The organism is Larkinella bovis, assembly GCF_042655385.1.
GTDB classification, from domain to species: Bacteria; Bacteroidota; Bacteroidia; order Cytophagales; family Spirosomataceae; genus Larkinella; species Larkinella bovis.
Genome location: NZ_JBHSMA010000002.1, coordinates 556,484 through 580,402, shown reverse-complemented (window position 1 = coordinate 580,402; position 23,919 = coordinate 556,484). Strand labels below are relative to the sequence as shown.

General features: G+C 50.9%; 22 protein-coding genes and 1 pseudogene. 8 read left to right on the top strand and 15 right to left on the bottom strand.

The genetic code is table 11. The features are described from left to right. Nucleotides 1–48: 48 nt before the first annotated feature. The 7 genes from ACFPMF_RS09575 to ACFPMF_RS09545 form a co-directional block, all read right to left on the bottom strand. Nucleotides 49–765, bottom strand: coding sequence for an aspartate/glutamate racemase family protein (locus ACFPMF_RS09575; protein ID WP_379843695.1), 717 nt, complete (start codon nt 763–765; stop codon nt 49–51). 17 nt (nt 766–782) lie between these two features. Further along, the gene (locus ACFPMF_RS09570) at nt 783–1,676 is read right to left on the bottom strand and encodes a 1,4-dihydroxy-2-naphthoate polyprenyltransferase (RefSeq protein WP_379843693.1); all 894 of its coding nucleotides are present in this window, start codon (nt 1,674–1,676) and stop codon (nt 783–785) included. A 92-nt stretch (nt 1,677–1,768) separates the two neighbouring features. Beyond that, on the bottom strand, nt 1,769–2,359 hold the full coding sequence (locus tag ACFPMF_RS09565) for a glutathione peroxidase (RefSeq protein WP_379843691.1): 591 nt from the start codon (nt 2,357–2,359) through the stop codon (nt 1,769–1,771). 16 nt (nt 2,360–2,375) lie between these two features. Then, complete coding sequence (gene argS, locus ACFPMF_RS09560; RefSeq protein WP_379843688.1) at nt 2,376–4,154, bottom strand: arginine--tRNA ligase; 1,779 nt, start codon at nt 4,152–4,154, stop codon at nt 2,376–2,378. A 1,099-nt stretch (nt 4,155–5,253) separates the two neighbouring features. Then, nucleotides 5,254–5,448, bottom strand: a complete 195-nt coding sequence (locus ACFPMF_RS09555) for a hypothetical protein (RefSeq protein WP_379843685.1) — start codon at nt 5,446–5,448, stop codon at nt 5,254–5,256. A 31-nt stretch (nt 5,449–5,479) separates the two neighbouring features. Further along, complete coding sequence (locus tag ACFPMF_RS09550; RefSeq protein WP_379843682.1) at nt 5,480–5,974, bottom strand: hypothetical protein; 495 nt, start codon at nt 5,972–5,974, stop codon at nt 5,480–5,482. 134 nt (nt 5,975–6,108) lie between these two features. Beyond that, the gene (locus ACFPMF_RS09545) at nt 6,109–6,684 is read right to left on the bottom strand and encodes a Crp/Fnr family transcriptional regulator (protein WP_379843680.1); all 576 of its coding nucleotides are present in this window, start codon (nt 6,682–6,684) and stop codon (nt 6,109–6,111) included. A 172-nt stretch (nt 6,685–6,856) separates the two neighbouring features. On the opposite strand from ACFPMF_RS09545, the gene ACFPMF_RS09540 reads away from it, so the two are divergent. After that, nucleotides 6,857–8,464 (top strand): hypothetical protein, encoded by a 1,608-nt coding sequence (locus ACFPMF_RS09540; RefSeq protein WP_379843677.1) that lies wholly within the window; start codon nt 6,857–6,859, stop codon nt 8,462–8,464. On the opposite strand, the gene ACFPMF_RS09535 is transcribed toward ACFPMF_RS09540, so the two are convergent. The 5 genes and pseudogenes from ACFPMF_RS09535 to ACFPMF_RS09515 form a co-directional block, all read right to left on the bottom strand. Beyond that, complete coding sequence (locus ACFPMF_RS09535; RefSeq protein WP_379843674.1) at nt 8,433–8,660, bottom strand: DUF2905 domain-containing protein; 228 nt, start codon at nt 8,658–8,660, stop codon at nt 8,433–8,435. The genes ACFPMF_RS09540 and ACFPMF_RS09535 overlap by 32 nt on opposite strands. A gap of 71 nt (nt 8,661–8,731) precedes the next feature. Next, nucleotides 8,732–10,141: a glycoside hydrolase family 140 protein gene (locus ACFPMF_RS09530; RefSeq protein WP_379843671.1), complete on the bottom strand. Its 1,410-nt coding sequence runs from the start codon at nt 10,139–10,141 to the stop codon at nt 8,732–8,734. A gap of 96 nt (nt 10,142–10,237) precedes the next feature. Then, complete coding sequence (locus tag ACFPMF_RS09525; protein ID WP_379844572.1) at nt 10,238–12,754, bottom strand: hybrid sensor histidine kinase/response regulator; 2,517 nt, start codon at nt 12,752–12,754, stop codon at nt 10,238–10,240. Between the two features lie 96 nt (nt 12,755–12,850). Then, nucleotides 12,851–13,114 (bottom strand): annotated as a pseudogene (locus tag ACFPMF_RS09520) (two-component regulator propeller domain-containing protein); the annotation flags it as partial. Further along, entirely contained in the window at nt 13,054–14,442 is a 1,389-nt protein-coding gene (locus ACFPMF_RS09515) for a ligand-binding sensor domain-containing protein (RefSeq protein ID WP_379843668.1), read from the bottom strand. The pseudogene ACFPMF_RS09520 and the gene ACFPMF_RS09515, both read right to left, overlap by 61 nt. A gap of 322 nt (nt 14,443–14,764) precedes the next feature. Between ACFPMF_RS09515 and ACFPMF_RS09510 the strand changes: the two genes are divergently transcribed. The 4 genes from ACFPMF_RS09510 (at nt 14,765) to ACFPMF_RS09495 (ending at nt 18,143) form a co-directional block, all read left to right on the top strand. Then, nucleotides 14,765–15,283, top strand: a complete 519-nt coding sequence (locus ACFPMF_RS09510; RefSeq protein WP_379843665.1) for an L-threonylcarbamoyladenylate synthase — start codon at nt 14,765–14,767, stop codon at nt 15,281–15,283. A gap of 56 nt (nt 15,284–15,339) precedes the next feature. After that, the gene (locus ACFPMF_RS09505; RefSeq protein WP_379843662.1) at nt 15,340–16,857 is read left to right on the top strand and encodes a CCA tRNA nucleotidyltransferase; all 1,518 of its coding nucleotides are present in this window, start codon (nt 15,340–15,342) and stop codon (nt 16,855–16,857) included. A 39-nt stretch (nt 16,858–16,896) separates the two neighbouring features. Continuing rightward, the gene (locus ACFPMF_RS09500; protein ID WP_379843659.1) at nt 16,897–17,100 is read left to right on the top strand and encodes a hypothetical protein; all 204 of its coding nucleotides are present in this window, start codon (nt 16,897–16,899) and stop codon (nt 17,098–17,100) included. A gap of 224 nt (nt 17,101–17,324) precedes the next feature. Beyond that, nucleotides 17,325–18,143 (top strand): YciE/YciF ferroxidase family protein, encoded by an 819-nt coding sequence (locus tag ACFPMF_RS09495; protein WP_379843656.1) that lies wholly within the window; start codon nt 17,325–17,327, stop codon nt 18,141–18,143. A 63-nt stretch (nt 18,144–18,206) separates the two neighbouring features. On the opposite strand, the gene ACFPMF_RS09490 is transcribed toward ACFPMF_RS09495, so the two are convergent. Together ACFPMF_RS09490 and pyrF are read right to left on the bottom strand one after the other, a co-directional pair. Then, the gene (locus ACFPMF_RS09490) at nt 18,207–19,490 is read right to left on the bottom strand and encodes a DUF2851 family protein (protein WP_379843653.1); all 1,284 of its coding nucleotides are present in this window, start codon (nt 19,488–19,490) and stop codon (nt 18,207–18,209) included. A 126-nt stretch (nt 19,491–19,616) separates the two neighbouring features. Continuing rightward, a complete protein-coding gene (pyrF, locus tag ACFPMF_RS09485; RefSeq protein WP_379843650.1) occupies nt 19,617–20,429 on the bottom strand; it encodes an orotidine-5'-phosphate decarboxylase in 813 nt (270 codons plus the stop codon). Nucleotides 20,430–20,553: 124 nt separating this feature from the next. Between pyrF and rfbC the strand changes: the two genes are divergently transcribed. The 3 genes from rfbC (at nt 20,554) to ACFPMF_RS09470 (ending at nt 22,806) form a co-directional block, all read left to right on the top strand. Then, complete coding sequence (gene rfbC, locus ACFPMF_RS09480) at nt 20,554–21,099, top strand: dTDP-4-dehydrorhamnose 3,5-epimerase (protein WP_379843647.1); 546 nt, start codon at nt 20,554–20,556, stop codon at nt 21,097–21,099. Nucleotides 21,100–21,287: 188 nt separating this feature from the next. Next, the gene (locus ACFPMF_RS09475) at nt 21,288–22,049 is read left to right on the top strand and encodes a tyrosine-protein phosphatase (RefSeq protein WP_379843645.1); all 762 of its coding nucleotides are present in this window, start codon (nt 21,288–21,290) and stop codon (nt 22,047–22,049) included. Nucleotides 22,050–22,404: 355 nt separating this feature from the next. Then, a complete protein-coding gene (locus tag ACFPMF_RS09470; protein ID WP_379843644.1) occupies nt 22,405–22,806 on the top strand; it encodes a hypothetical protein in 402 nt (133 codons plus the stop codon). Nucleotides 22,807–22,882: 76 nt separating this feature from the next. Here ACFPMF_RS09470 and ACFPMF_RS09465 read toward each other — a convergent pair whose 3' ends face one another. Then, on the bottom strand, nt 22,883–23,911 hold the full coding sequence (locus ACFPMF_RS09465) for a DUF6807 domain-containing protein (RefSeq protein WP_379843641.1): 1,029 nt from the start codon (nt 23,909–23,911) through the stop codon (nt 22,883–22,885). Nucleotides 23,912–23,919: the final 8 nt, after the last annotated feature.

The following is a 23,919-nucleotide window of genomic DNA, read 5'->3' as shown; positions in this document are numbered from 1 at the left end:
CATCTTACCGGTTTTAACGACGGAAAAGGCGCTTTGTTTTAAATTTGTTTAGCTAGCGGTCAGATTTTTGTGGGTCGCCAGACTGAAGTCCACAGCCGCCAGCGCGTGAAGCGTAGTGGTGTCGAACAGAGGGACATCGGTGTGTTTCGCCTGCACCAGCAGTGGGATTTCGGTACAACCCAGAATGACGCCTTCCGCGCCCTGTGCCGCCAGAGTTTCGATGATCTTCACAAACGTTGCCCGCGTAGCTTCGGCGAAAATGCCTTTGCTGAACTCGGTATAGATCGCGTGGTGAATGTAGTGCTGTTCTTCGCTGCCCGGCAGGATGACCTCGAGGCCAAACCGCTCCCGGAGCCGTCCGCGCAGAAACTGGCGTTCCATGGTGTAACGAGTTCCGAGCAAACCGACTTTCCGAAAACCGGCTTTTTGAATGGCTTCCGCCGTGACATCGGCAATGTGAATCAACGGAACCGGCAAACGTCTGGCCACGCCCTCGGCCACCTCATGCTGGGTGTTACAGGCAATCACCACGCAATCGGCCCCGGCCCGCACTAGACACTGCGCCATGTCGTCGACGGCAGCTTCAACGGAACCCCAGTCGTCGGCCCGCTGCCAGCGGTCGAACTCCTCAAAATTGGCGCTCGCCATGACCAGCTTCGCCGAGTAATTGCCCCCTAACCGTCGGCCAACTTCCTGATTGATAATCCGATAGTAGGCCGCCGAACTTTCCCAGGTCATGCCGCCAATGATGCCGATGGTTTTCATGTAGAAACAAGGAAGGTTTAGCCCACCAGCGCAACGCCCCAGAGCAGGACGAACAGGAGGGTTGATAAGGCCAGTTGGCCCAGCCGCGGATTCAGTTCACCCGGTTTTTGATGGGTGGCCACGGCCCGCCCGTTCAGCACAAAAAGCGGGAAAGCGAGCAGATAGAGCCAACTCAGCCAGTTGTAACCAACCAAGAGCGTATACAGAACCGCACATACCATGCCCCCCAGGAGCAGCAGCCAGTGGTAGCGAATGGCCCGCTGAAGGCCCAATCGAACCGGAATGGAGTATTTGCCGGTTTTGGCGTCGGTTTCAATATCCCGGATGTTGTTGATATTCAGCACACCCGTTGCCAGAAAACCCACGCTGGTGGCCGGCAGCAACAGAATCGGATCGAAGGATAAGGTGTGCAGGAAATACGTTCCCAGAACCCCCACCCAGCCGAAAAACAGCAGCACGGCAATGTCGCCAAACCCGCTGTACCCATACGGACGCTTCCCGTTGGTGTAGGCTATGGCGGCACCGATACACAGCAAACCCAGTACCAGAAAAAGCCAGAAAACCTGCGCCGGAGCATTTTTCAGGGCTTCAACTAACAGCCAGATCCCCGAAATCAAGGCCAAAACCGCCGTGATGATGATTCCCCGCAGCATGGCTTCCCTGGTGATCATCCCGGTGGCCACGGCCCGCCGTGGGCCGACCCGTTCGGTCGTATCCTTACCCGAAACCGCATCGCCGTAATCGTTGGCGAAATTGGAGAGAATTTGGAGAAAAATAGTAGTCAGGGCCGCCAGAATGGCAATTTTCCAGCTAAACTGCCCGGCTGAAGAGGCCAGAAAACTTCCCAGAATAATGCTGGCCAGCGCCAGCGGCAAGGTACGCGGACGGGCAGCCGCAAGCCAACTTTTCATAGGGATGAGTTATGAGTTAAGAGTTAAGAGTTGCTCCGCGATGCTACTATTGCGGAGCAACTCTTAACTCTTAACTCATCATTCTTAACTCCTTAAATTCCAACCGCGGTTTTGAACTCGTCGTCGGTCGGGAGCACTTTGGAGGGGAAAAAGGCAACCAATTCACCTTTTTCGTTGATAACGTATTTACAGAAATTCCAGCTGGGTACTTTATCGTTCACCCCACCGTTCAATGATTTATCCGACAGCCACTTGTACAAGGGAGCCTGATTTTCACCGATCACATCGATCTTCTCGAACATAGGGAACGTCACCCCGTAGTTCTTTTTGCAGAATTCAGCGATTTCGGAATTCGAACCCGGATCCTGGCTCTTGAAGTTGTTGGAAGGGAAACCCAGCACCACCACTTTATCACCGTGGTCTTTGTAGAAAGTTTCCCAATCGGCAAACTGCTTGGTAAAACCGCACTTGGAAGCCGTGTTCAGAATCACCACTTTCTTACCCCTGTATTGTTTGAGCGGTACGGTTTTACCGTCAATCGAGGTCATGGTAAAATCGTACAATTTTTTAGTGGGCGCTGCGGCATTTTTGTCGCTCCCCACCAGGTTACTTTTGACGGCCATAAAGCTGGACAAGGTCACAGCAACGAAACCGACGGTTACAATAAGCAACAGCTTTTTCATTTGCGTTGGGAAAAGTTTACATTTTTGACGGTACTTCAATGCCTAATAACTCCATTGTTTTCTGGATAGTTTCGGCCACCGCTTTGGACAGCGCCACCCGAAATTTCAGTTTGTCGGCATCCGGTTCCGACAGGATGGATAACTCGCCGTAAAACTGGTTATACGCTTTGGCCAGTTCAAACGCATACTGGGCCAGATACGAGGGCGCATAATCGGTACCTGCTTCCGAAATCCGCTGTCCAAACTGCGTAAGCAAATATACAAGTTGTTGCTCACTATCAGCGAGTTCAACCAAATTTAATGTACCAACCGGATTTACCCCCAATTGGTCCGCTTTCCGCAATATCGAGCAGATCCGCGCGTGGGTATATTGCACGAACGGCCCGGTATGTCCCTGAAAATCGATCGACTCCTCCGGGTTAAACGTCATGCGCTTTTTCGGATCGACTTTCAACAGGTAGTATTTCAAGGCGCCCATCGCCAGCATATGGTACAGACGGGTGGCTTCTTCGCTCTCAAAATCGTCGATTTTACCCAGTTCACGGGTCCGGTTTCGGGCGGTTTCGAGCATCTCTTCGATCAGATCGTCGGCATCGACCACGGTGCCCTCGCGCGATTTCATCTTGCCGCTTGGCAAATCGACCATGCCATAGGAAAGGTGGTATAACCCCTCGGCGTACGAACGACCCAACCGGCGCAAAATGGCAAACAACACCGCAAAATGGTAATCCTGCTCGTTGCCCACCACCCAGATACCGCGCTGAATCGGAAAATCCTGGAATTTCAGGTCGGTCGTTCCCAAATCCTGCGTAATATACACCGAGGTTCCGTCCGACCGGAGCACCAGTTTCTGATCGAGTCCTTCGTCAGCCAGGTCAATCCAGACCGAACCATCCGGTTTGCGGTAAAACACATTCTTTTGCAAACCGTCTTCGATCACGTCCTTTCCGAGCAGGTACGTTTTAGACTCGTAGTACATCGTATCGAAATGCACCCCGATCGCGTGGTAGGTTTCCGCAAAACCGGCATACACCCACGAATTCATCAACTCCCAGAGGGCGACGGTTTCGGGGTCGCCCTGCTCCCACTTCCGCAGCATTTCCTGCACCTTCAGCAGCAGCGGGGCTTTTTTCTCGGCTTCGTCCTTTGGCATTCCTTCTTCGATCAACTCCTCAATCTGCTGCTTGTAGGCTTTGTCGAACCAGACGTAGTATTTTCCGATGAGGTGATCGCCTTTCATGCCCGTCGATTCGGGCGTTTCGCCGTTGCCGAACTCCTGGTAGGCCAGCATTGACTTACAGATGTGAATCCCCCGGTCGTTGACCAGACAAGCCTTAACGACATCGTAACCACTGGCTTTCAGAATCCGGCTGACCGAATCGCCCAGGAAGTTGTTGCGCAGGTGGCCCAGGTGCAACGGTTTGTTCGTATTCGGCGACGAAAACTCAACCATGACCGATTCGTTCCGGGCCGGCAATTGCCCAAGATTCGGATCTGTCAGAATTCCGTTCAGTTCCTCCACCCAAACCGCATCGGCAATGCTGAGGTTCAGAAAACCCTGAACCACGTTGAATTTGCTGATGAGCGGGGTGGTTTCTTTCAGGTACGTTCCAATAGCCTGCCCAATTTCAACGGGCGGTTTTCGGGTCGTTTTGGTCAGCGGGAACGTGACGAAGGTGTAGAGTCCTTCAAATTCTTTTTTGGTCGGTTGTAGTAATACGGTTTCAACAGACGTCTCATACAGCGATTGAATCGCTTCCGAAATAGCCCGTTTGAGTTGTGCTTGAATATCCATTCGGCAAGGTAAGATTCAAAGCACAAAACTACGGCAAAATTTAGTCCCAATCCTCATGCACGCCCACAAAGCTCGTCATTTCTGGCAGTTTTTTCGTTTCCAAAGCTCGATAGCGTATAAAGGCAACATATTCACTATAAGACACTTACCAAAACAACTTACGTAAAGCATTACCGCAGGTTTTCTTTTATATCCCCACGATCGAAGCGTTGATTAGTAGTTCTTGAGCAGATTTATGGCCAAATGAATAAGTATGATGATTACTACGACATGAAGCCTGCGTAATGAAATAGCCGGAATTAATAAGGTAATAGCAGCCATGATTATTCCAAGCCTTTTAGACCCTTTTAGGTTAAAAAAATAGTCAAATTTGAATATGTACAGGTAAAAAATAAAACACCCGATACATGAACTGACCATAAATACGATCCAAAACCGATAGTCATTTTGCGATAATGAGTGAATCCCCCAGAATCTTTTTTACATTATATCATGTACTATACCTATAATTAAGAATGTAACTAAGGAGGCCCAAAACCGTTTCGAAAAATATTCAACTACCGTTAGAGGCCATAAAGTGACCCAAATTAAACACGAAGTTATAGACAGTCTATAATTATTCACCTCTGGTGAAAAAATAAGCCCCAAAAACGAGAAGAGTTCGTTATTATAGATTACAATTATTATGCTCAGCCCGAGGCACACAATTACTACGAATAATTTTATATTTATACTCATATCTTTAATACTTTTCCTACTCTATTAGTGACTGTCTAAATTTTAGAATTTTCGTTTTTCATATTGTCCCACCCCCTGAAGGGGACTTTAATCGGTGTGCTAAAGCCCCTTCAGGGGGTGGGGGAGTGGCCTATAAAACATGATTTATTATTTTTAGACAGTCTCTTAAAGAGTAAGAAAAGCTTTGTTAGTTACAGGTATTATATTGGACTTTAAAATCACTTTCGTACTGAATATACTTTGTTTGAAGAATATTATATGCAGAATTAACACAAACTGAAACACAATCGCAACAAACTCCAATGGCTAACTGTCGTGAGTCAACCGTTGGAGTTTGTTTAGCCCAAACTTAGATTAAAGATTAATCCTTCTTTGTCTGAAATTTACCAATAAGATAGCCCACAATTACAGCCCAAATTAGACCGGCAAAAAGCGACAAATAAAAACCTATTCTGGTTGGATTAAAGGAGCCATACGAACTAAAAGCCATCATGCAGACTGCAAAATAAAGTCCAGCTAATGGCAATATTTTCTTCTGTCGTTTGTTCAGTGACATAGCATTATCAAAAGAATAGATAATATAATTACTATACAGAATTCCTAAAACAGGTCTGCAATAACTGACTCGCTACCCCGGTTATTGCACCACCAACAAAACCACCAGCACCTCCAAGAACAGCCCCTCCTACACAACCAGTTGCTGTTCCAATACCTGGTAATGTCACCGTTCCACCAGTGCATCCTACTTTCAACCCTCCGCTTACACCTACAAAAAAACCAATCACAGCATCTGTCCAAACTCCCCTCGCGTCAACTTTACAACGCCCAATCCGAGCTGAAGTGTGTCCTCGAATATCTGTCTCAAGTTGATCATAGATAGAAGCGACTGTTCTTGTTGCAGAACTAATCTCGAACAGCTGATATTTCTCTGTTTCGGTCAAAACTCTGTTTGCACGTATTTGATTATCAAAGTTATTCGCTAAGTCAATAGCTTCTATTTCATACATTGTTAAAAGCAAAGAAGAATTGCAGCCCCGGATGTGTACGGCTTTTGCATGCACAAATCTGGCAATTGCACTCAAAAAAATGCTTGGCTTTTCTCAAAAACCGTCCGACAAACATCAAAAAAAAGAGATCATTTTAGGAAATTATTCTTGCTTTTGGGTTGCAAGTGACCGACTGATGAACAACCAGTTACATCTTTGTTGTTCTAATTTCACTTTTTCCGTAACAGCCGACTCAACGTAGCAGGATTAATGCCTAAATAAGAAGCAATGTGTTGGTTTTGAACACGTTTCCACAAATCTGGGAATTGCTGCCGGAATTGCTCAAGTCGTTTTTCAGCCTTCATCTGACGCAATAAATACAGCCGCTCTTCCTGGAGCAGGAAATGTTGTTGAAGAATACATTGACTGATGTAGTTTATTTTTGGAAAATGTTTGTGTAAATAGTGAAGATCCTGTCTGGTAATGTAAAACAGCTCTGTATATTCCAGTAATTCAATGGATTCATTGGATCGTTTTTCACGTAGAAAACTGGAACCCGAAAAGGCAAACTCACCTTCTACAGCCAGCCAGGTCGTTATTTCTTTTGCTTCCTCAACGCAATAACCCCGTACTAAACCACGAGCGATATAGTAGAGACGGTCTCCGGTTTCGCCCGCTTGCAGCAAATGAGCGCCTTTTGGTAAGCGCTGGAATACAATCCGTACTTCTAGCTCCTGCAACACCTCAGTTGACAAACTTCGGATGGAGGAAAGTTGATCGAACAGTTTTTTTTTCGCAGCAATCATAGGTTATGGGATTGAACTGAGAATCTGACCTTTGACGCGCAATCGAGGACCTGGTCACTTTATCCCTATTTTATGCCGGTGAAATGCTATTTCTCTCCGTCAAAAACCGCCATTTGAATTTGAGAAGAGAACCAGAATACGTACCTTTAATCAGTATTTAACCGAAATGCTGATGACCAAACGTCTCGTGATCGCGCTCTGGAGCTGGCTGGTAGTAGCCTTGATGCCCGCGTGGGCGCAGTTCGAGCCATCGGCCCGGTTGGAATTGCCCATTAGCCAGAACTCGGAAGAACTATTCGACGTGACCACCCTCGGCAACAAGGGCGTGCTGCTCAACGTCCGGCACGGTGATTTTTACTCGTCTGCTCCCACCAAGTTCTCCTTCAAACGCTACGACACGAACCTCAAACAACTCTGGGCGACGGAGTATAAAATCGATTCCTACTACGAGCCGATTCGCTCCTGCCGGACCGAGCATTACCTGTACTGGCTGTTAAAGGAAAATTCGAACGAAAAGATCACGGTTTTGCGGCTGAATCTGGACGATGGCATGATCGAGACCTACAAAGGCGATCTGGTCACCCAGATGGATATTTTCCATTTCAAAGTTCTCGACAACATTGCCTACCTGGGGGGCTACTACCGTTCGCGGCCGGTGGTGGTATCGTTTTCGTTTTTCGATCTGACGTCCAAGGTATTACCCGGTTTATACACGAACCACATTCAGTTGAACAACATCGAAGTCGATGAGCAACGGCGGCTGGTTCACGTCATGACCGACGCCACGCACCAACGCAATTGCGAGTTTACCGTCCGGACCTACTCCTACGAAGGCAAACTGCTCCGGACCGTCAACCTGGACGGCAACGAACACAGCCTGATTTCGGGCAAACTGCTGCCGCTCAACGACGAGGAATCGCTGCTGGTCGGCAATTATTCGAATGACTGTACTCCCTATTCGCAGGGCGTTTACATCACACGCATCCGAAACGCAGCCGCCATGACCGGCGAAACTGGCAACAACATGGCTATTACGCCCACCGAGGACACGCGTTTCATCGATTTCTCGGAACTTCAGAATTTCTTTAACTATATGAAGCCCAAGCGGCAACAGAAATTACTGGAACGCCTGGCCCGCCGGAAAGATCAGGGGAAAGATACCAAATTCCGGTACCGTTTGCTGGTTCATGATCTGGTGCCAACCGACGAAGGGCTGATGCTGCTGGCCGAGGTCTATTATCCGCAATACCGGGGCAGCGCCTATCCCTACCTGGGCAGCGGGCGTTCGTTCGACCGGTATCAGGAAGGATATCGGTACACCCACGCTTTCCTGTGCGGTTTTGACAAGAAAGGTAAACTCCTCTGGGACAATTCCATATCCATCCCCGACCTGACCAGTTACGACCTGAATCAGATGGTACAGGTTGCCCGGCACGGCGACGCAACCATTCTGGCGTACCCGCACGAAGGCGAAATCAACGCGGAAGTGATCGAAGGCGGCAAGGTGGTGCGGGAACGGGAGAAGTATTCGCTGAAAAAACTGGCAGGCAACGAAAAAGTAGTGTATTCGGAAAACGATCAGCTGGAAGCCTGGTACGATGGTCATTTTCTGGCCTGCGGTTTTCAGAAAATTTCAACGGATCGTTCGCTCGCTCCGCCACGGGAGGTATTCTACATGAACAAAGTCGTCAGTAACCTCGAAAAACTGAGCGATAGCCCGTCGAGCCGCTCGGATTCGTCCGAAAACGCTACCCGAAAAACTTCCGGATCAAAACAATGATCAGATTCAGCACAAGGCTGACAACGATGCAGGTCACAATCGGGAAGTAAAAACCGCCGTTTTTGCCCTCCACCCGAATATCCCCCGGCAACCGCCCCAGCCAGTGCAGTTTGTCGCCCAAAAAGTATACGACCAGTCCGGCCAGCAGAATTACCGCGCCGATTCCAATCAGATATTTTCCAATCCCCGGATTCATACGTCATAAACGTTGTAATTGTAAAACGTCGCGAAGGCCAATCCTGTACCCATCGGCCTCCATTTGAAGGTCTATTTCTTCAGCCCAAACCCGGCAAACGGTGCCCTGACATCGTCCAACACCAGCACCCAGTCGGTGGTGGGTCCGGCAATTGGCGGTTTGAATTCCTGCGGTCCGGTATTCGGGAATTCACCGATTCGGTAACTCTTCCCATCACGCGGGTTGTACCAGTAGGCCAAAATTTTCGGGGCCGCCGTCAGCCGGAGCAGGTCGATTTTCAGCGGACTGCCGTTGGGCGTGTAGGCAAACAGAAAATTATCATCCTCCGAAACCGCAGCGACCTGGTGGTTGCCGTCATCGGGATTGGGGCTCAGAATCAGCCGGTCGTCGGGCATCAGGCGCGTCCAGGGATGCGATTCGTACAACCGGCGCAGGATACCCATCTGAAACGCGCCGGGATGGTCAAGGGCCTGTTTCCAGTATGTCCGGGCCGCCGAAACTGGCGGATTGCGATCGTTATCGAAAAACTGCCAGAGGTTGTGGTTGCCGTACGTATGGCCACAACCGCCGGAGAGCATGGCCCACCAGGCGGCCTGGCGCACGTCGAAGTCGTCGAAATAGCCCTGTTCGGCTTTGTGAGCCACCGGATGATCTTCGTAGCGCGGTTCGCCGTCCAGCGTCGGCTTGGGCGGGAACATGGCATAATTCTGGCGTTGCAATACGTAATTTTTCTTGTTCTTCGCGCTATGCCCCGATTGAAACATATTGATGTTCAACCACTTGTCACTATGAAAAAAACCGGCCGAATTGCTATCGCCCTGCGGGTGGTAGGTCATAAGTTTCGTGCCACCATCGCCTTTTTTAATACCTTCGGCCATGGCCCGCACAATGGCCAGCCGTTGCTCGCCTTCCGGATTGCGGTCCCCCCCCAGAATCCAGATCACCGGTTTACCCCGGTAGCGTTTCCCGATAAATTCGCCGTAGGTTCGGGCGTTGGCCGTATTGAAAATTTCCGGGCCTTTTCCCCATTTCTTGTTGAACTTATCCCCCCAGGTAGGTAATAACCCGACCACGAGCCCCAACGCAGCGGCCCGGTTTACCACCCAGTCGACATGCTGAAAATACGCTTCGTTGGGCCTGGCAGGATCATTATCCACCAACGGCAACTGGCCATACTGATTCGGTTGCGTCAGGCCGTCGAGTTCGGCCAGCACCACGGCCTGGATCACCGTGAACCCCTTGGCCGCCCGGTTTTTCAGGTAAAGATCGGCTTCTTCTTTTGTCAGGCGGTGGAACAGTTCCCAGGCCGTATCGCCCAGCCAGAAAAACGGTTTGCCATCCCCCCTCATGATGTAGCGTTTGTCGGGAATGATATACAGTTTAGAAAGGGCAACGGTCGCGGTCGATACAGGGGCGGTTTTCTGAGCCTGTACACACGTCGCCCACACGAAAAGCAATCCGGCAACAATAACTTTTTTCATTCGTTCAGAATAGCTGCGGAATTTCTCCTGAAAATTCCGGCCCCTAAACTATAAACTTTCGATTACAAACCGAACCCCAACGCCGGACAACCCACCTCAGGAATTCATCACCTGCTGCCGCCGGTCGGCCACCTGAGCCAGTGTTTTTTTCAGAGCTTCCATAAAGATGGGTTTGGAAAGGTAATCGTCCATGCCGGCCTGAATACATTCCTCGTAATCTTCTTTCATGGCGTTCGCCGTCATCGCCACAATCACCGGTTGGAGCCCCGGCTGGCTCCGAATCAGTCGGGTAGCTTCCAGCCCGTTCATTTCCGGCATTTGCACATCCATTAATATTAAATCATACACCTCTTTCTGCAAGGCCTCCACGACTTCCACGCCGTTCGGAACAATAACCGGGTTATACCCCAGCCGTTGCAATACGTTTAAGATCAACTTCTGGTTGGCCAGATAGTCTTCGGCAACCAGAATGGTGAGCGGATGATCCTGGGCAAAACTCTTCACGAGTTGCTGTTGTGGGGCCGGTCGATTGCCCGGGGTTTGCGGTACACTGGTTTGCCCGAGCTGACGCAGCACCAATTCCCTGAGATGATGCTGCCGGATGGGCTTTGTGAGGACGGCCGCAAATAAACCGTCTTCATTTTTACGAAGATCGTCCTTTACCGAACTGAGCAGAATGATCGGGAGAGCAGTCTCTTTCTCCCTGATCTTCCGAGCTAACTCCTTCCCGCTCATTCCCAGCATCTGCATATCCGTCATAACCAGATGAAACGGTTCACTCTTTTCCAGAATCATCATGGCTTCCGAACCCGAACTCGCGACCGTTGGGCTTTGCCCCCACAGTTCAAGTTGCGCTTTCAGAACTGTTAAATTCGTCGCATTATCATCGACAATGAGGATGCGTTTTTCCACAGGATCTGTGACGTGTGGGGAGGACGACCACGGTTTGGGTACCGTCACCATCGGACAACGCACCGTGAACGAAAACGAGGTTCCTTTCCCCTCCTGACTCTCTACGCGAATGGCTCCGCCCATAAGCTTGACCAGCCGCTCACTGATGACCAGCCCAAGTCCGGTTCCTCCATACCGTCGGGTCATTGACGAATCCCCCTGCGAAAACGACTTAAAAAGTCGGGCCTGTTTTTCAGGCGAAATTCCGATTCCCGTGTCGCGAACCGTAAAAAGCAATTCTACCTGCTGATTATCAAGCAACTGGTTCACGACCACCTGCACAAAGACCTCTCCTTTGTGCGTAAACTTCACGGCATTGCCAACCAGATTGATTAAAATCTGCCGCAATCGCAATCCGTCGATAAGGATGTGGGTAGGCACCTGCGGCTCCAGCTGGCACACCAGATCGAGGCCCGTCTCCGCGGCTTTTCCCGCAAAGAGTTCCAGTACACTTTCGATGCTATTCAGCAAATTGACTTCGCTCGGCTCCAGTTCCAGATTTCCGGACTCGATTTTCGAAAAATCGAGAATATCGTTAATGACGCCCAGCAAACTCTCCCCGCACTGAACAATGGTATCGACATATTCGGTCTGGTCGGCTGACAGCTCGGTTTCTTTCATCAGGTAGGCCATTCCCAATACCCCGTTCATGGGCGTGCGGATTTCGTGGCTCATCGTCGCCAGAAACACGCTTTTAGCCTTATTGGCTTTTTCGGCCTCTTCCCGGGCTTTCTGTTCCTGCGTACGCTGTTCATTGAGTTCTTCCACCAGGAGTTGCAAATGCTCCGACTGCGTCAGCAAATGTTCGGACTGCGTCAATAGCTCTTCCTTCTGGTACTGCACTTCAGCCGTTCGCTCCTGGACAACTTTTTCCAGTTTGGTTTTCTGCAACTTCAACGAGCGTATCCGCAAACGGATCAGGATCAAGGGAGTTGCCAGAAAAAGAGATCCGGCCAGGGCTTTGAACCACCAGGTCAGCCAGAACGGGGGCGTGATCACAATCCGCAGGGCCGTTCCCTGTTCGTTCCAGACGCCGTCGTTGTTCGACGCTTTGACCCGAAAGGTATATTCACCGGGGTTCAGATTGGTGTAAACGGCCTCCCGCTTGTTCCCGCTAAACTGCCATTGATCGTCAAAACCGTCTAACCGGTACGCGTACTGATTTTTTTCGGGTAAGGTATAGTTAAGCGCAGCAAATTCGAAGGTGAGCGTGGACTGATTGTATTTTAGATTCAACGTATCCGACGCGAAGGAAGTAGGCTGGTCGAAAATCTTCACTTTCGTCAGGTAGACGGGCGGAATATAGGAATTATCGCGCACCTGTTCCGGCGTGAACGAAATCAGCCCGTTGATCCCGCCAAAATAAAATTTCCCGAATTTGTTTCGAAAAACGGCCATGCGGTTAAAGGCCCCCGGCAGCAGGCCATCGCCTTCATCGTAATTCCGAATTTTCTGCGTTTGGAAATGGAGCTTAGACAAACCCCGGTTGGTACTGATCCACAGCTGGCTCGAATCGCTGGAAATGCCTTGAATAAAATCGTTGCCCAGTCCATTCTCCTGCCGGTAGCGCGTAAACGACTGTCGCTGCTCATCGAATAGATTAAGCCCCTGCTTGGTCCCAACCCATACTCTGCCCTGGAGGTCAACATGCAGGCTATTCACGGAATTATGACTCAGGCTCGTGGAATCCGCGGGCTTATACTGAAAGGCCGTAAACGTTCCCGTCTCAGGATGAAACCGGTTTACTCCTTTTGAGCCCGTCCCTATCCACACATTACCTTGGCGGTCCACACATAAAACGCTCGCGTAGTCATCAATAATCTGCCCCGGCCGGCTGCCATCCGGTCGAAAATGCGTGAAGCGTCCTGTTTTCTTATCGTAACGACTAATTCCGGATGAAAAATTGGCCAACCAGATTTCCCCCTTTTTCCCCTCAACAATCGAATTGATCGAAACCGTACTCAATCCCCGTTCATCATTGGTTTTGCCAAAATTTTTAAATCGCCCGTCCCTTTCTGCCATAAACTAAGTCCTCCGCGAAAATTCCCGGCCCAGATATCCCCGTCACTATCCTGATAAAGGCATACCACCGCGTTGCTGCCAATGCTGCCGGGATCCGTCGGATTATGCCGATACTGGATAAACCGTCCATCTCTCTTTCGTAACACATTCAGTCCTCCCCCGTCGGTTTCCATCCACAGATTTCCTTCCAGGTCCTCCAGTACGGCCAGCACACTTTTCCCCTGCAGGCTGTTCGGATTCAGAATGTCCTTCCTGATTTGGTCGAACCGGGGCGGTTGAGCGTCCATAAAATTGATTCCGCCATCAAATGTCCCCACCCACATATTTCCGCTTCGGTCCCGACAAATGTCATAGATCGACCCATTATTGAGCCCATCCGGGTTCCTTTCATCATATCCGTACCTTGTAAACGTAACACCATCGGGATTCAGCACACTGATTCCTCCATTTTCCGTACCGATCCATAAACTCCCGTGACGGTCTTCCTGGAGTACCTGCAGATCATTGTGGCTGATGGACGTCTTATCGGCGGGGTTATGCAAAAACCGGGTAAATGTTTTCTGATCGGCATTAAGCCGGTTAAGCCCTCCGCCTTCTGTGGCAACCCAAAGGGTTCCGTTCGCATCTTCGAGTAAACTTTTCACAATATCATGGCTGATCGACGTCTTATCGGACGCACGGTGCCTGAAATGCTCGAATCGATTAGTCTTTCGGTCAAATTTATTCAGCCCTCCCCCGTAGGTGGCCACCCACATCTGCCCTTTTCGATCAAATAGAATATCCTGAATGTAGTCGATGCTAAGGCTACCCGAACGACCAGGCTCACTCACATAGCGCTGGAAGGTTTGGGTAGCCGGATCGAACCGGTTTACTCCGCCATCGGTTCCAACCCACAAGTTACCCTGCGGATCTTCCGTAATGGCCCTGATTCGATCATTACTCAGACTTTTCGGTTTTTTTTCGTCATTTTTATACGTGGTAAAGTGGCCGGTTTCCGGATCCAGCCTACATAAACCGTCGCTATCGGTTCCGACCCATATTTTTCCCTGACGGTCTTCATACACTACCTGAATGAAATTATCGCTCAAAGTACCGGGCTTGGCCGGGTTACTCCGATAGCTTGTAAAGGAATACCCATCATACCGATTCAGCCCATCCTGGGTACCAAACCACATGAAGCCTTTCCTATCCTGGATGATGCTGGTCACATTACTATGGGAAAGCCCTTCACTTGGTGTAATATGCTTAAACCGTATCAAAGGACTCTGTGCCGTTGCTGCCCCTAGCGACAAAAGAAATACCAGTACAAAGGCAAGGATGTCTTTCATAATAACAGTCTTGTAACATATATTCCGTTAATTAAATAAATTTCTCTAAAAAACAACAGATTATCAATTAATTATAAACCATATTACAAAATTCAAAGTCTGTTTATTCCGAAACAGACTTTGAATTTTAACAAGGAATTATAACCCAAAAGGAACAGGAAGGACTATGCCAGGCAGGGCCCGGCAATGATCATTCATCAGCGTCAATCTCTGGCCCTTTGCGGGGATGCAGCAATTGGAATTGTCCGAAATCCGACAAGCTTTCCCACCATTTCAAACAGGTTTCCAAAAACTTGCCGTACTTTTGCGGCTTGTTACGACTATGACACCAACTCCGCGCGATATTGTTGCCGAACTCCGGAAAGGGACCCTCATCCAGTTGTCCGACGAAACCGGGGTTTCGCTAGCCTGCGATCCCGGTCATACGGAAGCCGTCGAGCACTTGCTGGCCGTCCGGAAAGACCTCGTTCCGGCTCCGCTCCCAACCATTCTGATTGCCGACAGCGGTCAATTGAATCTGTATGTCCGGCCGGTGCCCGATGTGGCCTGGGATTTGATTGACTTTGCCGAAAACCCACTGACGGTTTTACTGGCGGGGGGCGTTAACTTACCCGACGCTTTCCGGGCGCAGGTACCAGTCCGGAAAACCCTGAGTGAGCCCGTGCGCAAACTCATTGGAGCCTTCGGACGCGGTTTATTGACCCTCCCGTTCGAGGGGACCGACTGGCCGGTCGGGCTGGCCAAACCACCGATTGCCTGGGGCGAATTACCGGTCAAAACGCAGTTGCCGCGCATCATGGAGTTAGGGCCGAAGGGAGAAGTAGCCTTTTTAAGAAAATAATGAACCGTACTGCCATCGCCGACCATCCGGGGCCCGATTCGTTATTCGTTTGTTCTATGAATTTTGCTGAAACGTTACATACCAATCCCATTTTTGAAGTCATCGCCCGACGGGCGGCCGCGCTGGACGTGCGCGCGTTCGTCATCGGCGGTTTTGTGCGGGATCTGGTCCTGAAACGACCATCGAAAGACATTGATATTGTGTGCATTGGCAGCGGCATCGACCTGGCCGAATCGGTAGGTCGGACGTTGAACGTACCGGTAATTGTCTTCAAAAATTTCGGGACGGCCATGCTCCGTACGGGCGGTTCTGAACCGGAAGAAGCCCCGGAAACCACCGACCCGGCCGACCGCTGGGAGGTGGAGTTTGTGGGTGCCCGGAAGGAATCCTACCGCTCCGAATCCCGGAAGCCGATCGTCGAAGACGGCACGCTCGAGGACGACCAAAACCGCCGGGATTTTACGATCAATGCGATGGGCATCAGCCTGAACGAAAGCGATTTCGGACAGTTGCTCGATCCGTTTGGGGGCCTGGATGACCTGCGCCGGAAAATAATCCGGACCCCGCTCGACCCAACCATCACCTTCTCCGACGATCCGCTCCGAATGATGCGGGCCATCCGGTTCGCGTCGCAGTTAGGCTTCGATATTGAGCCGGATACGTTCGATGCGATTGTCGCCATGAAAGACCGGATCGCCATTGTTTCGCGCGAACGGATTACCGACGAACTGAATAAAATCATTCTATCACCCCGCCCCTCCTACGGTTTCAAACTCCTGTTTCACGCCGGTTTACTCGACCTGATTTTTCCGGAACTGGTTGCTCTGAAAGGAGTGGAAACGATTGAAGGCAAAGGCCATAAAGATAATTTTTATCATACGCTGCAGGTGCTCGACAACGTCGCCGATCGTTCCGACGATCTCTGGTTGCGGTGGGCGGCTCTGCTGCACGATATTGCCAAACCGGCCACCAAACGCTTTGATCCGCGCGTGGGCTGGACCTTCCACGGCCACGAAGATCTGGGAGCGAAACAGGTTCCGGGAATTTTCCGCCAGATGAAGCTGCCGCTAAACGAAAAAATGCGGTTTGTGAAAAAACTGGTGCGCCTGCACCTGCGGCCCATTGCGCTCGTGAAGGAACAGATTACCGACTCGGCCCTTCGCCGGTTGCTGATCGAAGCGGGTGAGGACCTGGAGGCTCTGATGACCCTCTGCCGGGCCGACATTACCTCGAAAAATTACGACCGGGTTAAGAAACACCTTACCAATTTCGATAAAGTCGAGCGAAAACTGCGCGAACTTGACGAACGCGATAAACTCCGTAACTTTCAGCCCGTTATCACCGGTGAACTGATCATGGAAGCCTTTGGGCTGAAACCGTCGAAGGAAGTGGGGCAGATTAAAACCGCCGTTCGGGAGGCCATTCTGGAAGGAACGGTCGCCAACACGCTCGAAGCTGCGGTTCCCTACATGCTCGAAGAAGGCCGGAAATTCGGACTCGAGCCCGTGAAAGAACTGACGATTAATCCCGAATTAGTAAACGAAAAACCGTCACCCTCAGGAAACATACCGTAATCTTAATTCAAACGCTCAGGCCTTCATTCGCTAGTCACAATGGATAAGAATAATTTCCGGCGCTTTTTTGGCGCGACATTGACCATTTTGGGTATTATCGTCATTCTGTTTGCCTGCGTCGCTTTTCTGTCGGACGCCAAACCGGTGCTGGGTATGAGCATTACAAAATGGGAGTCGCTGGCCCCTTTCATTGTCGGGCTGGTGTTTCTGGGATCGGGTGTCAGTCTGATCAACAATTCGTAGCCGGCCCCTCCGGATCTCATCCTTTCGCACCCGGTTTTTTGGCCTAAAAATAGACTTTTGGCAAGCTGATTTAGCATTCTATGAGGAATCTATACCCCGAACTGTGGCTAATCATCTACACGGGCCAATTAATAAACCATTAACTTTCAGACGATTACAAACTGGTACAGGTTTTGAAAAATGGGGGTTACAAACATTTTTCAACCTATTAATCACATACCAGTATGGCTTCGTTCACGGAACAGTTAGCGAATTTTTTTGGCACGAAGGGCACGGATACCTCATTACGTGAATTGTTTATCAGCGAATTGAAAGGCATGTATTATGCCGAAAAGCAGATTGCTGATGCTTTGCCGGAAATGGCTGAAGCGGCCACCACGGATGTTGTGCGGGAAGCCTTTCAGCAACACCTCGGCGAAACCCGGAATCAGATTAACCGGCTCGAGCAGATTTTTCAGCAATTAGGCCTGGAAGCTGATGAAAAAACCTGCAATGCCGCCGACGGCCTGGTCGACGATGGGAATGTCGTTATTTCGGAAACCGATTCCGGGTCCCTCACGCGGGATGCCGGCCTGATCATTGCCGGACAAAAAGTTGAACATCACGAAATTGCGGCTTATGGTTCTCTCCACTCGTTGGCGCGACTCCTGGGCTACCACGAGGCTGCGCGGCTGATCGAAGAGAGTCTGGAGGAAGAAAAAAATACGGATAGGAAGCTAACCGAAGTAGCGGAGTCTTTCATCAACGAGCGGGCCAAAATGGAATCGGATAGCGATGATGATACCGACCGTGATGGCCTGCGAAATCAGATGAGAGACACGGTTCGCGAAGGCGATTATGGCCAGACCAACCGTTGGCAGCAGCAAACCGGTACCAGCCGTTCGGGTATTACCGGCAGCGGCACCGAAGAAAACGTAGGCGCCGAAACCTGGCAGAACCGCGACGAAAACCGCGAGTGGGATAACGACACCGATCGGCCGTCCAGCACGAGCAATCCGTATCGGGGAACGACCGATCCAACAGCGGGCGGACCCGGTTTTTAAGCGATCCAGGACTGACGTTTTTCCGCAAGGCGCTCCCGGCAAAACCGGGAGCGCCTTGTTTTTCTACCGGCTTTTCAACAAGCTAACGCCAATCTGGCAGGATAAACACCGTTTCGACTGGCAGTAATTCTTATACAGTTCGAGGGACGCCTGGGAATCAAAAGCCGTACGCACCGGAACGCCCACCTGCTGCCAGATGCGGGTCACGCGGTTGTTTTCGGCGGGTAGATGTTCGAGCAGTGCCACGGCCCGTTCCCGATAGTCCGGCCGATCGGCATGGTGAGAATAGGCGACCAATAAGGGCAAAACCGTGTTGATCAGGAGGCTTTCGGCGGTCGATGGTCCCAGCGTGGACAAGCTGGTTTCGGTTGCTTTTCCAAAACGGTAATGCGTTTGCCAGTACGCCGAAGGGGTTACCTGAAAAAACCGGAGTAGCGCGGCAGGGTCGCCGGTTTCGATCAAGGTCGAAAAAAGGCTCTGCGGAAAGCTCAGCAACGTAGCCAGTTGCGCCAGTCGGAGCGTCGGAAAATTGGCGGGACGGAGTTTCGACCATTTCCAGATATGGGGCGGTAGCGGATTGGCCCGGAACTGATATTTAGCCGCTAAAAACCGGAATTCCCGTTGCAAGGCGGTTTCGTACACATCCGGCTGATCGCTGGTAAGCAGCCCCGCCATGCCAAATAACATCGCTTCCAGCTGAAAGAGGTTGTTCCGGTGTTTATTCAGAATCTTTAATGGCACCATCCGGCTCAGTTGACCAAACGGTTCGGCATTAACCTGAAAACCGAATGCCGAGGCTACCAACTGGTACGTTGTCTCTTCCCAATCCCTTTTAGCATCTTGAAAAAGGGCGGTTACCCCGTTCGCCTTCCGCTCCAGCCGTTCCAGCAAGGCCTTGTCAAACATGGCAGTCCGGCGGAAAGGCTCCACCTCGGTCACGCGTCCGGCACACGGAATGACGCCGGATTCGGCCTGCCAGTCCTGATAACGCTGCAATAGCCTGGGGTCCACCCGATCGCACAGGCTCAGGGTCGGTATGACGGATCCATCCGAACGTCTCAGTTCAACGGTTTCGTTGTCCCACACCACATGCAAAATCACGTTGTCGTACGCCCGGTCGTGGTGGTGGCGATGCAACAGCCAGTCTGCGGCCCGGTGGTGGACTTCGATGGTTCCTACCCATTCCACGTCGCCGAGAAACAACCGCGCCTGCGTAAAATCCGGCCCGGAATCCGCATTTCGAACGCCCGGATGAATCACGCGCAGCGTCTCGCCTTCCGCCGTTCGCAAGTCATTATGCCGGAAATACTGAAATTGCCAGAGAAAATAGAGAAAATCTTCGGCCACAGCGGGAAGCGAGAGTTAAGAATTATGAGTTAAGAGTTTGAAGGAAAAGGCGTTGAAAAGTCACACTTCCAACCAAAAAACTTTGCCGGTTTCCCCATCCTTACCTCATAATTCTTAACTCATACCTCATAAATACCCCGCCATTTCCTGCTGGAGTGTCCGGGCTTCACCGGCGGCTTTTTGGGCAAAATCCGTACCGCTGGAAGCGTATAGGATGCTCCGTGACGCGTTGACCAGCAAACCACACTGGCTGTTAAAACCGTACCGTGATACCTCGGCCAGGCTGCCGCCTTGCGCACCAACACCCGGCACCAGTAAAAAATGATCCGGAATGAGGGTCCGGATATGCGCCAGTTCATCGGCGCGGGTCGCCCCCACCACGTACATCATCCGGTCGGCTCCGGCCCAGGTTTGAGAAGTACGGATGACATTTTCGTAAAGCTTTTCGGTTCGAACCGGCAGCTGCTGAAAATCGGAACTTCCAACGTTTGACGTCAGGGCCAGTAAAATCACCCATTTGTCCGGAAATTCGAGGAAGGGTTCCACCGAATCACGGCCCATATAGGGGGCCACGGTCACGGCGTCAAAATCCAGCCCAGAGGAGGCCGGATCGAAAAAAGTGCGCGCATATAAGCCCGAGGTGTTGCCGATATCGCCCCGTTTGGCATCGGCAATCGTAAAACACGCCCGGGGAATGTATTCGAGGGTTCGTTGCAGACTTTCCCACCCGCGTGGTCCCTGTGCTTCGTAAAAAGCAATATTTGGCTTATAAGCAACCGCATAATCCGCCGTTGCTTCAATAATCTGTCGGTTAAATGCCGCTACCGGATCCGGCTCCCGCCGGAGATGGGCCGGAATCCGGCGAATATCGGTATCCAGGCCGACGCACAAATAGGATTTTTTAGCTAGAATATTGCTATACAATTCGTTAGCCGTCATAGGGCAGTCGTAACTTATTGGAAGGTTGCAAAAAGGTGAGCCTCAAAATTACTGGAAGTAGCCAGAGTTTCCTAAATTTGTCACCAGGTGCCGGACAAACCGACCATTTAGCTTACCATTTTTCATGCAGGTCATCAAAACGTCGATTGAAGGGTTGATCGAACTACGCCCTCAAACATTTAAAGATTCCCGTGGTAGTTTTCTGGAAACATACAATCAGCCGGTTTTTCAGGCACTCGGCCTGCCCGCTCAGTTTGTGCAGGATAACCAGTCGTTCTCGGTAAAAGGTGTCCTGCGCGGATTACATTTTCAGAATGAGCCGTTTGCGCAGGGTAAACTCGTCCGGGTCATTGTCGGGAAGGTACTCGACATTGCCGTTGACCTGCGCGAAGGTTCGCCGACCTTCGGAAAATACGAGTCTTTTTTACTCGATGCCGAAACCAGTAACATGGCGTATATTCCGGAGGGGTTTGCCCACGGTTTTGTCGCCCTGGAAGACAGTATTTTCAGTTATAAATGCACAAACGTATACAACAAAGCCAGTGAGTCAGGGATTATCTGGAACGATCCGGACCTGAACATTGACTGGGGCATCGACCATCCGATCGTGTCGGAAAAAGACCAGCAACTAACCAGTTTTCGCGCCTTGTATCCGCAATCGATGGCCTGATTCCCGATTACAGGCAAGACTATAAAAAAACCGCCCTGACAGGCGGTTTTTTACGTTTATTAAGCGGTAGCACGCATCCGGAGGCCAGGGTTTTGGCACGATTCATGTCCGTTAAAGAAGAACTGCTGAGTCTATCGTGCCAAATTTTTAACGGTGGCTCAACCCGACGTAACTTCTTTCAAAGAACGATGGCATTTGGCTTTCTGACCCGCTCCTACACCAAAAACGCAAAGGCCGACCCGGTATCCGATCTCCGTGTCGATGTCCACGCTCAACTGCTGCCCGGTAGCCAGGACGGAACCGATTCCGTTGAACACAGCATCAGCCTCCTCCGCGAGCTGGCCGCTCTGGGGTTTCAGAAGGTCATTGCGACTCTCCACATCATGGACGGTTTTTACCAGAACACGACCGACACCATCTTTGCCGCAGCGTCGAGGCTGAAGTATGAATTGCAGAAAACGAAGATCAATATCGAAGTCGAGGTGGCGGCCGAATATTTTGTCGATATCAACCTGCTGCGGATTCTATATTCCAACGCCGAATTGCTGACGTTTGGCCACACGACCACCGAGCGCTATCTGCTTTTCGATACCAGCCTGGTGAAACGGCCCTTTGAACTGGACAAAGTGATTTCGGCGATTCAGCAACGCAATCTGGTGCCGGTGCTGTCCCATCCCGAACAATATATTTACCTCCAGAAAAACCCCGAGGCTGTCCGTGAATTACATTATCAAGGGGTCAAATTTCAGCTCAATCTGCTTTCCCTGTCGGGCCAGCCTTCGCGGGAAGCCCGGCATCTGGCCGAATGGATGATCGACCAGCGGCTGGTGTCGTTTATCGGAACCGATACGTACCACGAGACGCAGTTGCCCGCCATCAAACAGACGCGCAAACTGCCGTACTATCAAAAAGCCATTGATAACGGTTTACTGAATAATTCCTTGCTGTAGACGCCAAAACCGGCAGAATCACCTGTTTCCCCGGTATTGCCCCGATTCGTTTCCGCCGAACCGGAATGCGACTTTTCCGGTAAAGCGTCGGCGGTTTTCGCCCGTTGTTTTTTCCAAAAACCGCCTTCTGTTTATCAGTCCGGGTCGTTCCCTTGCGGTGATCAAACCCGAGAGCCGCCATTTTGGGTAAGCAAACGCCCCTCCAGGCAGTCAATCCGTCGAAAACCAGGCGGTTTTCCCAAAACCATACCACCAACTAAAATTTTACAATTTAAAATATATACCTCTATTTTATTTGGACTATTTTGCTATTTTTGGGATAACCGTACCGTAAACTTGTCATTGACCGATTACCATGAAAACCGTAACCTACGAGTCGATCAAAGCCGATCAGGCCTGGATCACCGTGACCCAACTTCTCCAGGGCCGCAATCAACTTCTCGCCGACGGCATCACGTTTCTGGAAAAACATCCCGTGGATCATTCCCTGGCCGGGCGGCTCGTTGTCATTCAATATCACCTGCGCGCCACGGTCCGGCGCCTGATCGACGAAACCGCCACCACGTCCTCCAAGGCGCAAGCTCCCCAACAAATTAAACGGCAGTGGATGATGGTTCACCAATTGAATTTTCTGCTCCGGCAAATCGACGACGAACTGGGCAAAATGGAGCTGAACAGCCCGGCCTTTTGCTCGTGGGTAAAACGGAAGCAAAACCGGTTTTCCTACAAAGAACCCGCCGGTCTGCACCTGAACTAGGACGGGACAACTCCCCTACCAAAAAGCCCTCTGATCGATCAGAGGGCTTTTTGGTATTTGTGCATTATTTCCGAATTCAGTTGGCAAATTGGCTTACTTTCTGACTCAGGGCGTCGTCAGAAACCGCGCCCGACGTAATCAACACTTCGTATTTAAACGTGACTGATTTACCGGCAGGGAGCACATAATTCATCGGTTTATCTTTTCCCTCACTCATAATGCTGGGGGCAAGCGGATTGGCCGCATACAAACCGTAGCCGCGTGAGTGCCAGTAGGTGGGATAGCCAACATTCTTGGGATTATCCAGAATCGCGACCGAAACGTTTTCGCCGTTGATCACACCCGTCAGGTTCATCCATTTGGCCCGGGTCCCCCATACTTTCTCGCCTTCAACGCCTTCACTGCTCTTGTATTTCCCGGTTACCCCCGAATTGTCCATCTGGGCCACTTTGGTCGCCACCCCGCTCGCGTCGGTAAAAACCTCCGGTTTGTTGGACGGGTGTTCGAGCTGGCGGGCCAGCCGGATGGCCACCATTCCTTCCTTGTTATCCTTGAAGGTCACGTCTTTGTCCAGCGCTTTCAGGGTCGTGGTGCGGTCGATGGTGCGCTCTTTGGCAGTACCCCGAAAAACAAACGTGGTCGTTTCCTGCAACATCGGTTTGCCGTCTTTATCAAGCCAATCGGCGGTAACGACCAGTTCGCCCACATCCTTCCCGCTCTTCAGCGATTTGATGGCGGTGTGTACGATTGTTCCGAAGGGGCCGCCGTGCCCTTTGACATCGTTGGAATTATTCCAGAAGTCATGCCCATTCACATCCCCGTAATTCAGCCACATGCCCACGTGGTGTGGGTGGTCGACGCGCTCGCCCGGACGGGGGTCCATTGGCCAGCCCCGGGTAATAAAATTCCCGCCCGCCGTCCGGATCGGGTATATTACCGGTTTTTTCAACACCTCCGGACCAGGATAGATATACGACGTAAACGGTTTGCTATCAATGACCACATCCACCCGTTTCTGGGCCTCGTTATTGATCAGTTGAACGCGTTGCTTCTGGGCCATCGCAACGGAAGTCAGCAGGCAAAAAAGAAGAGTTATCTTTTTCATATATAGGT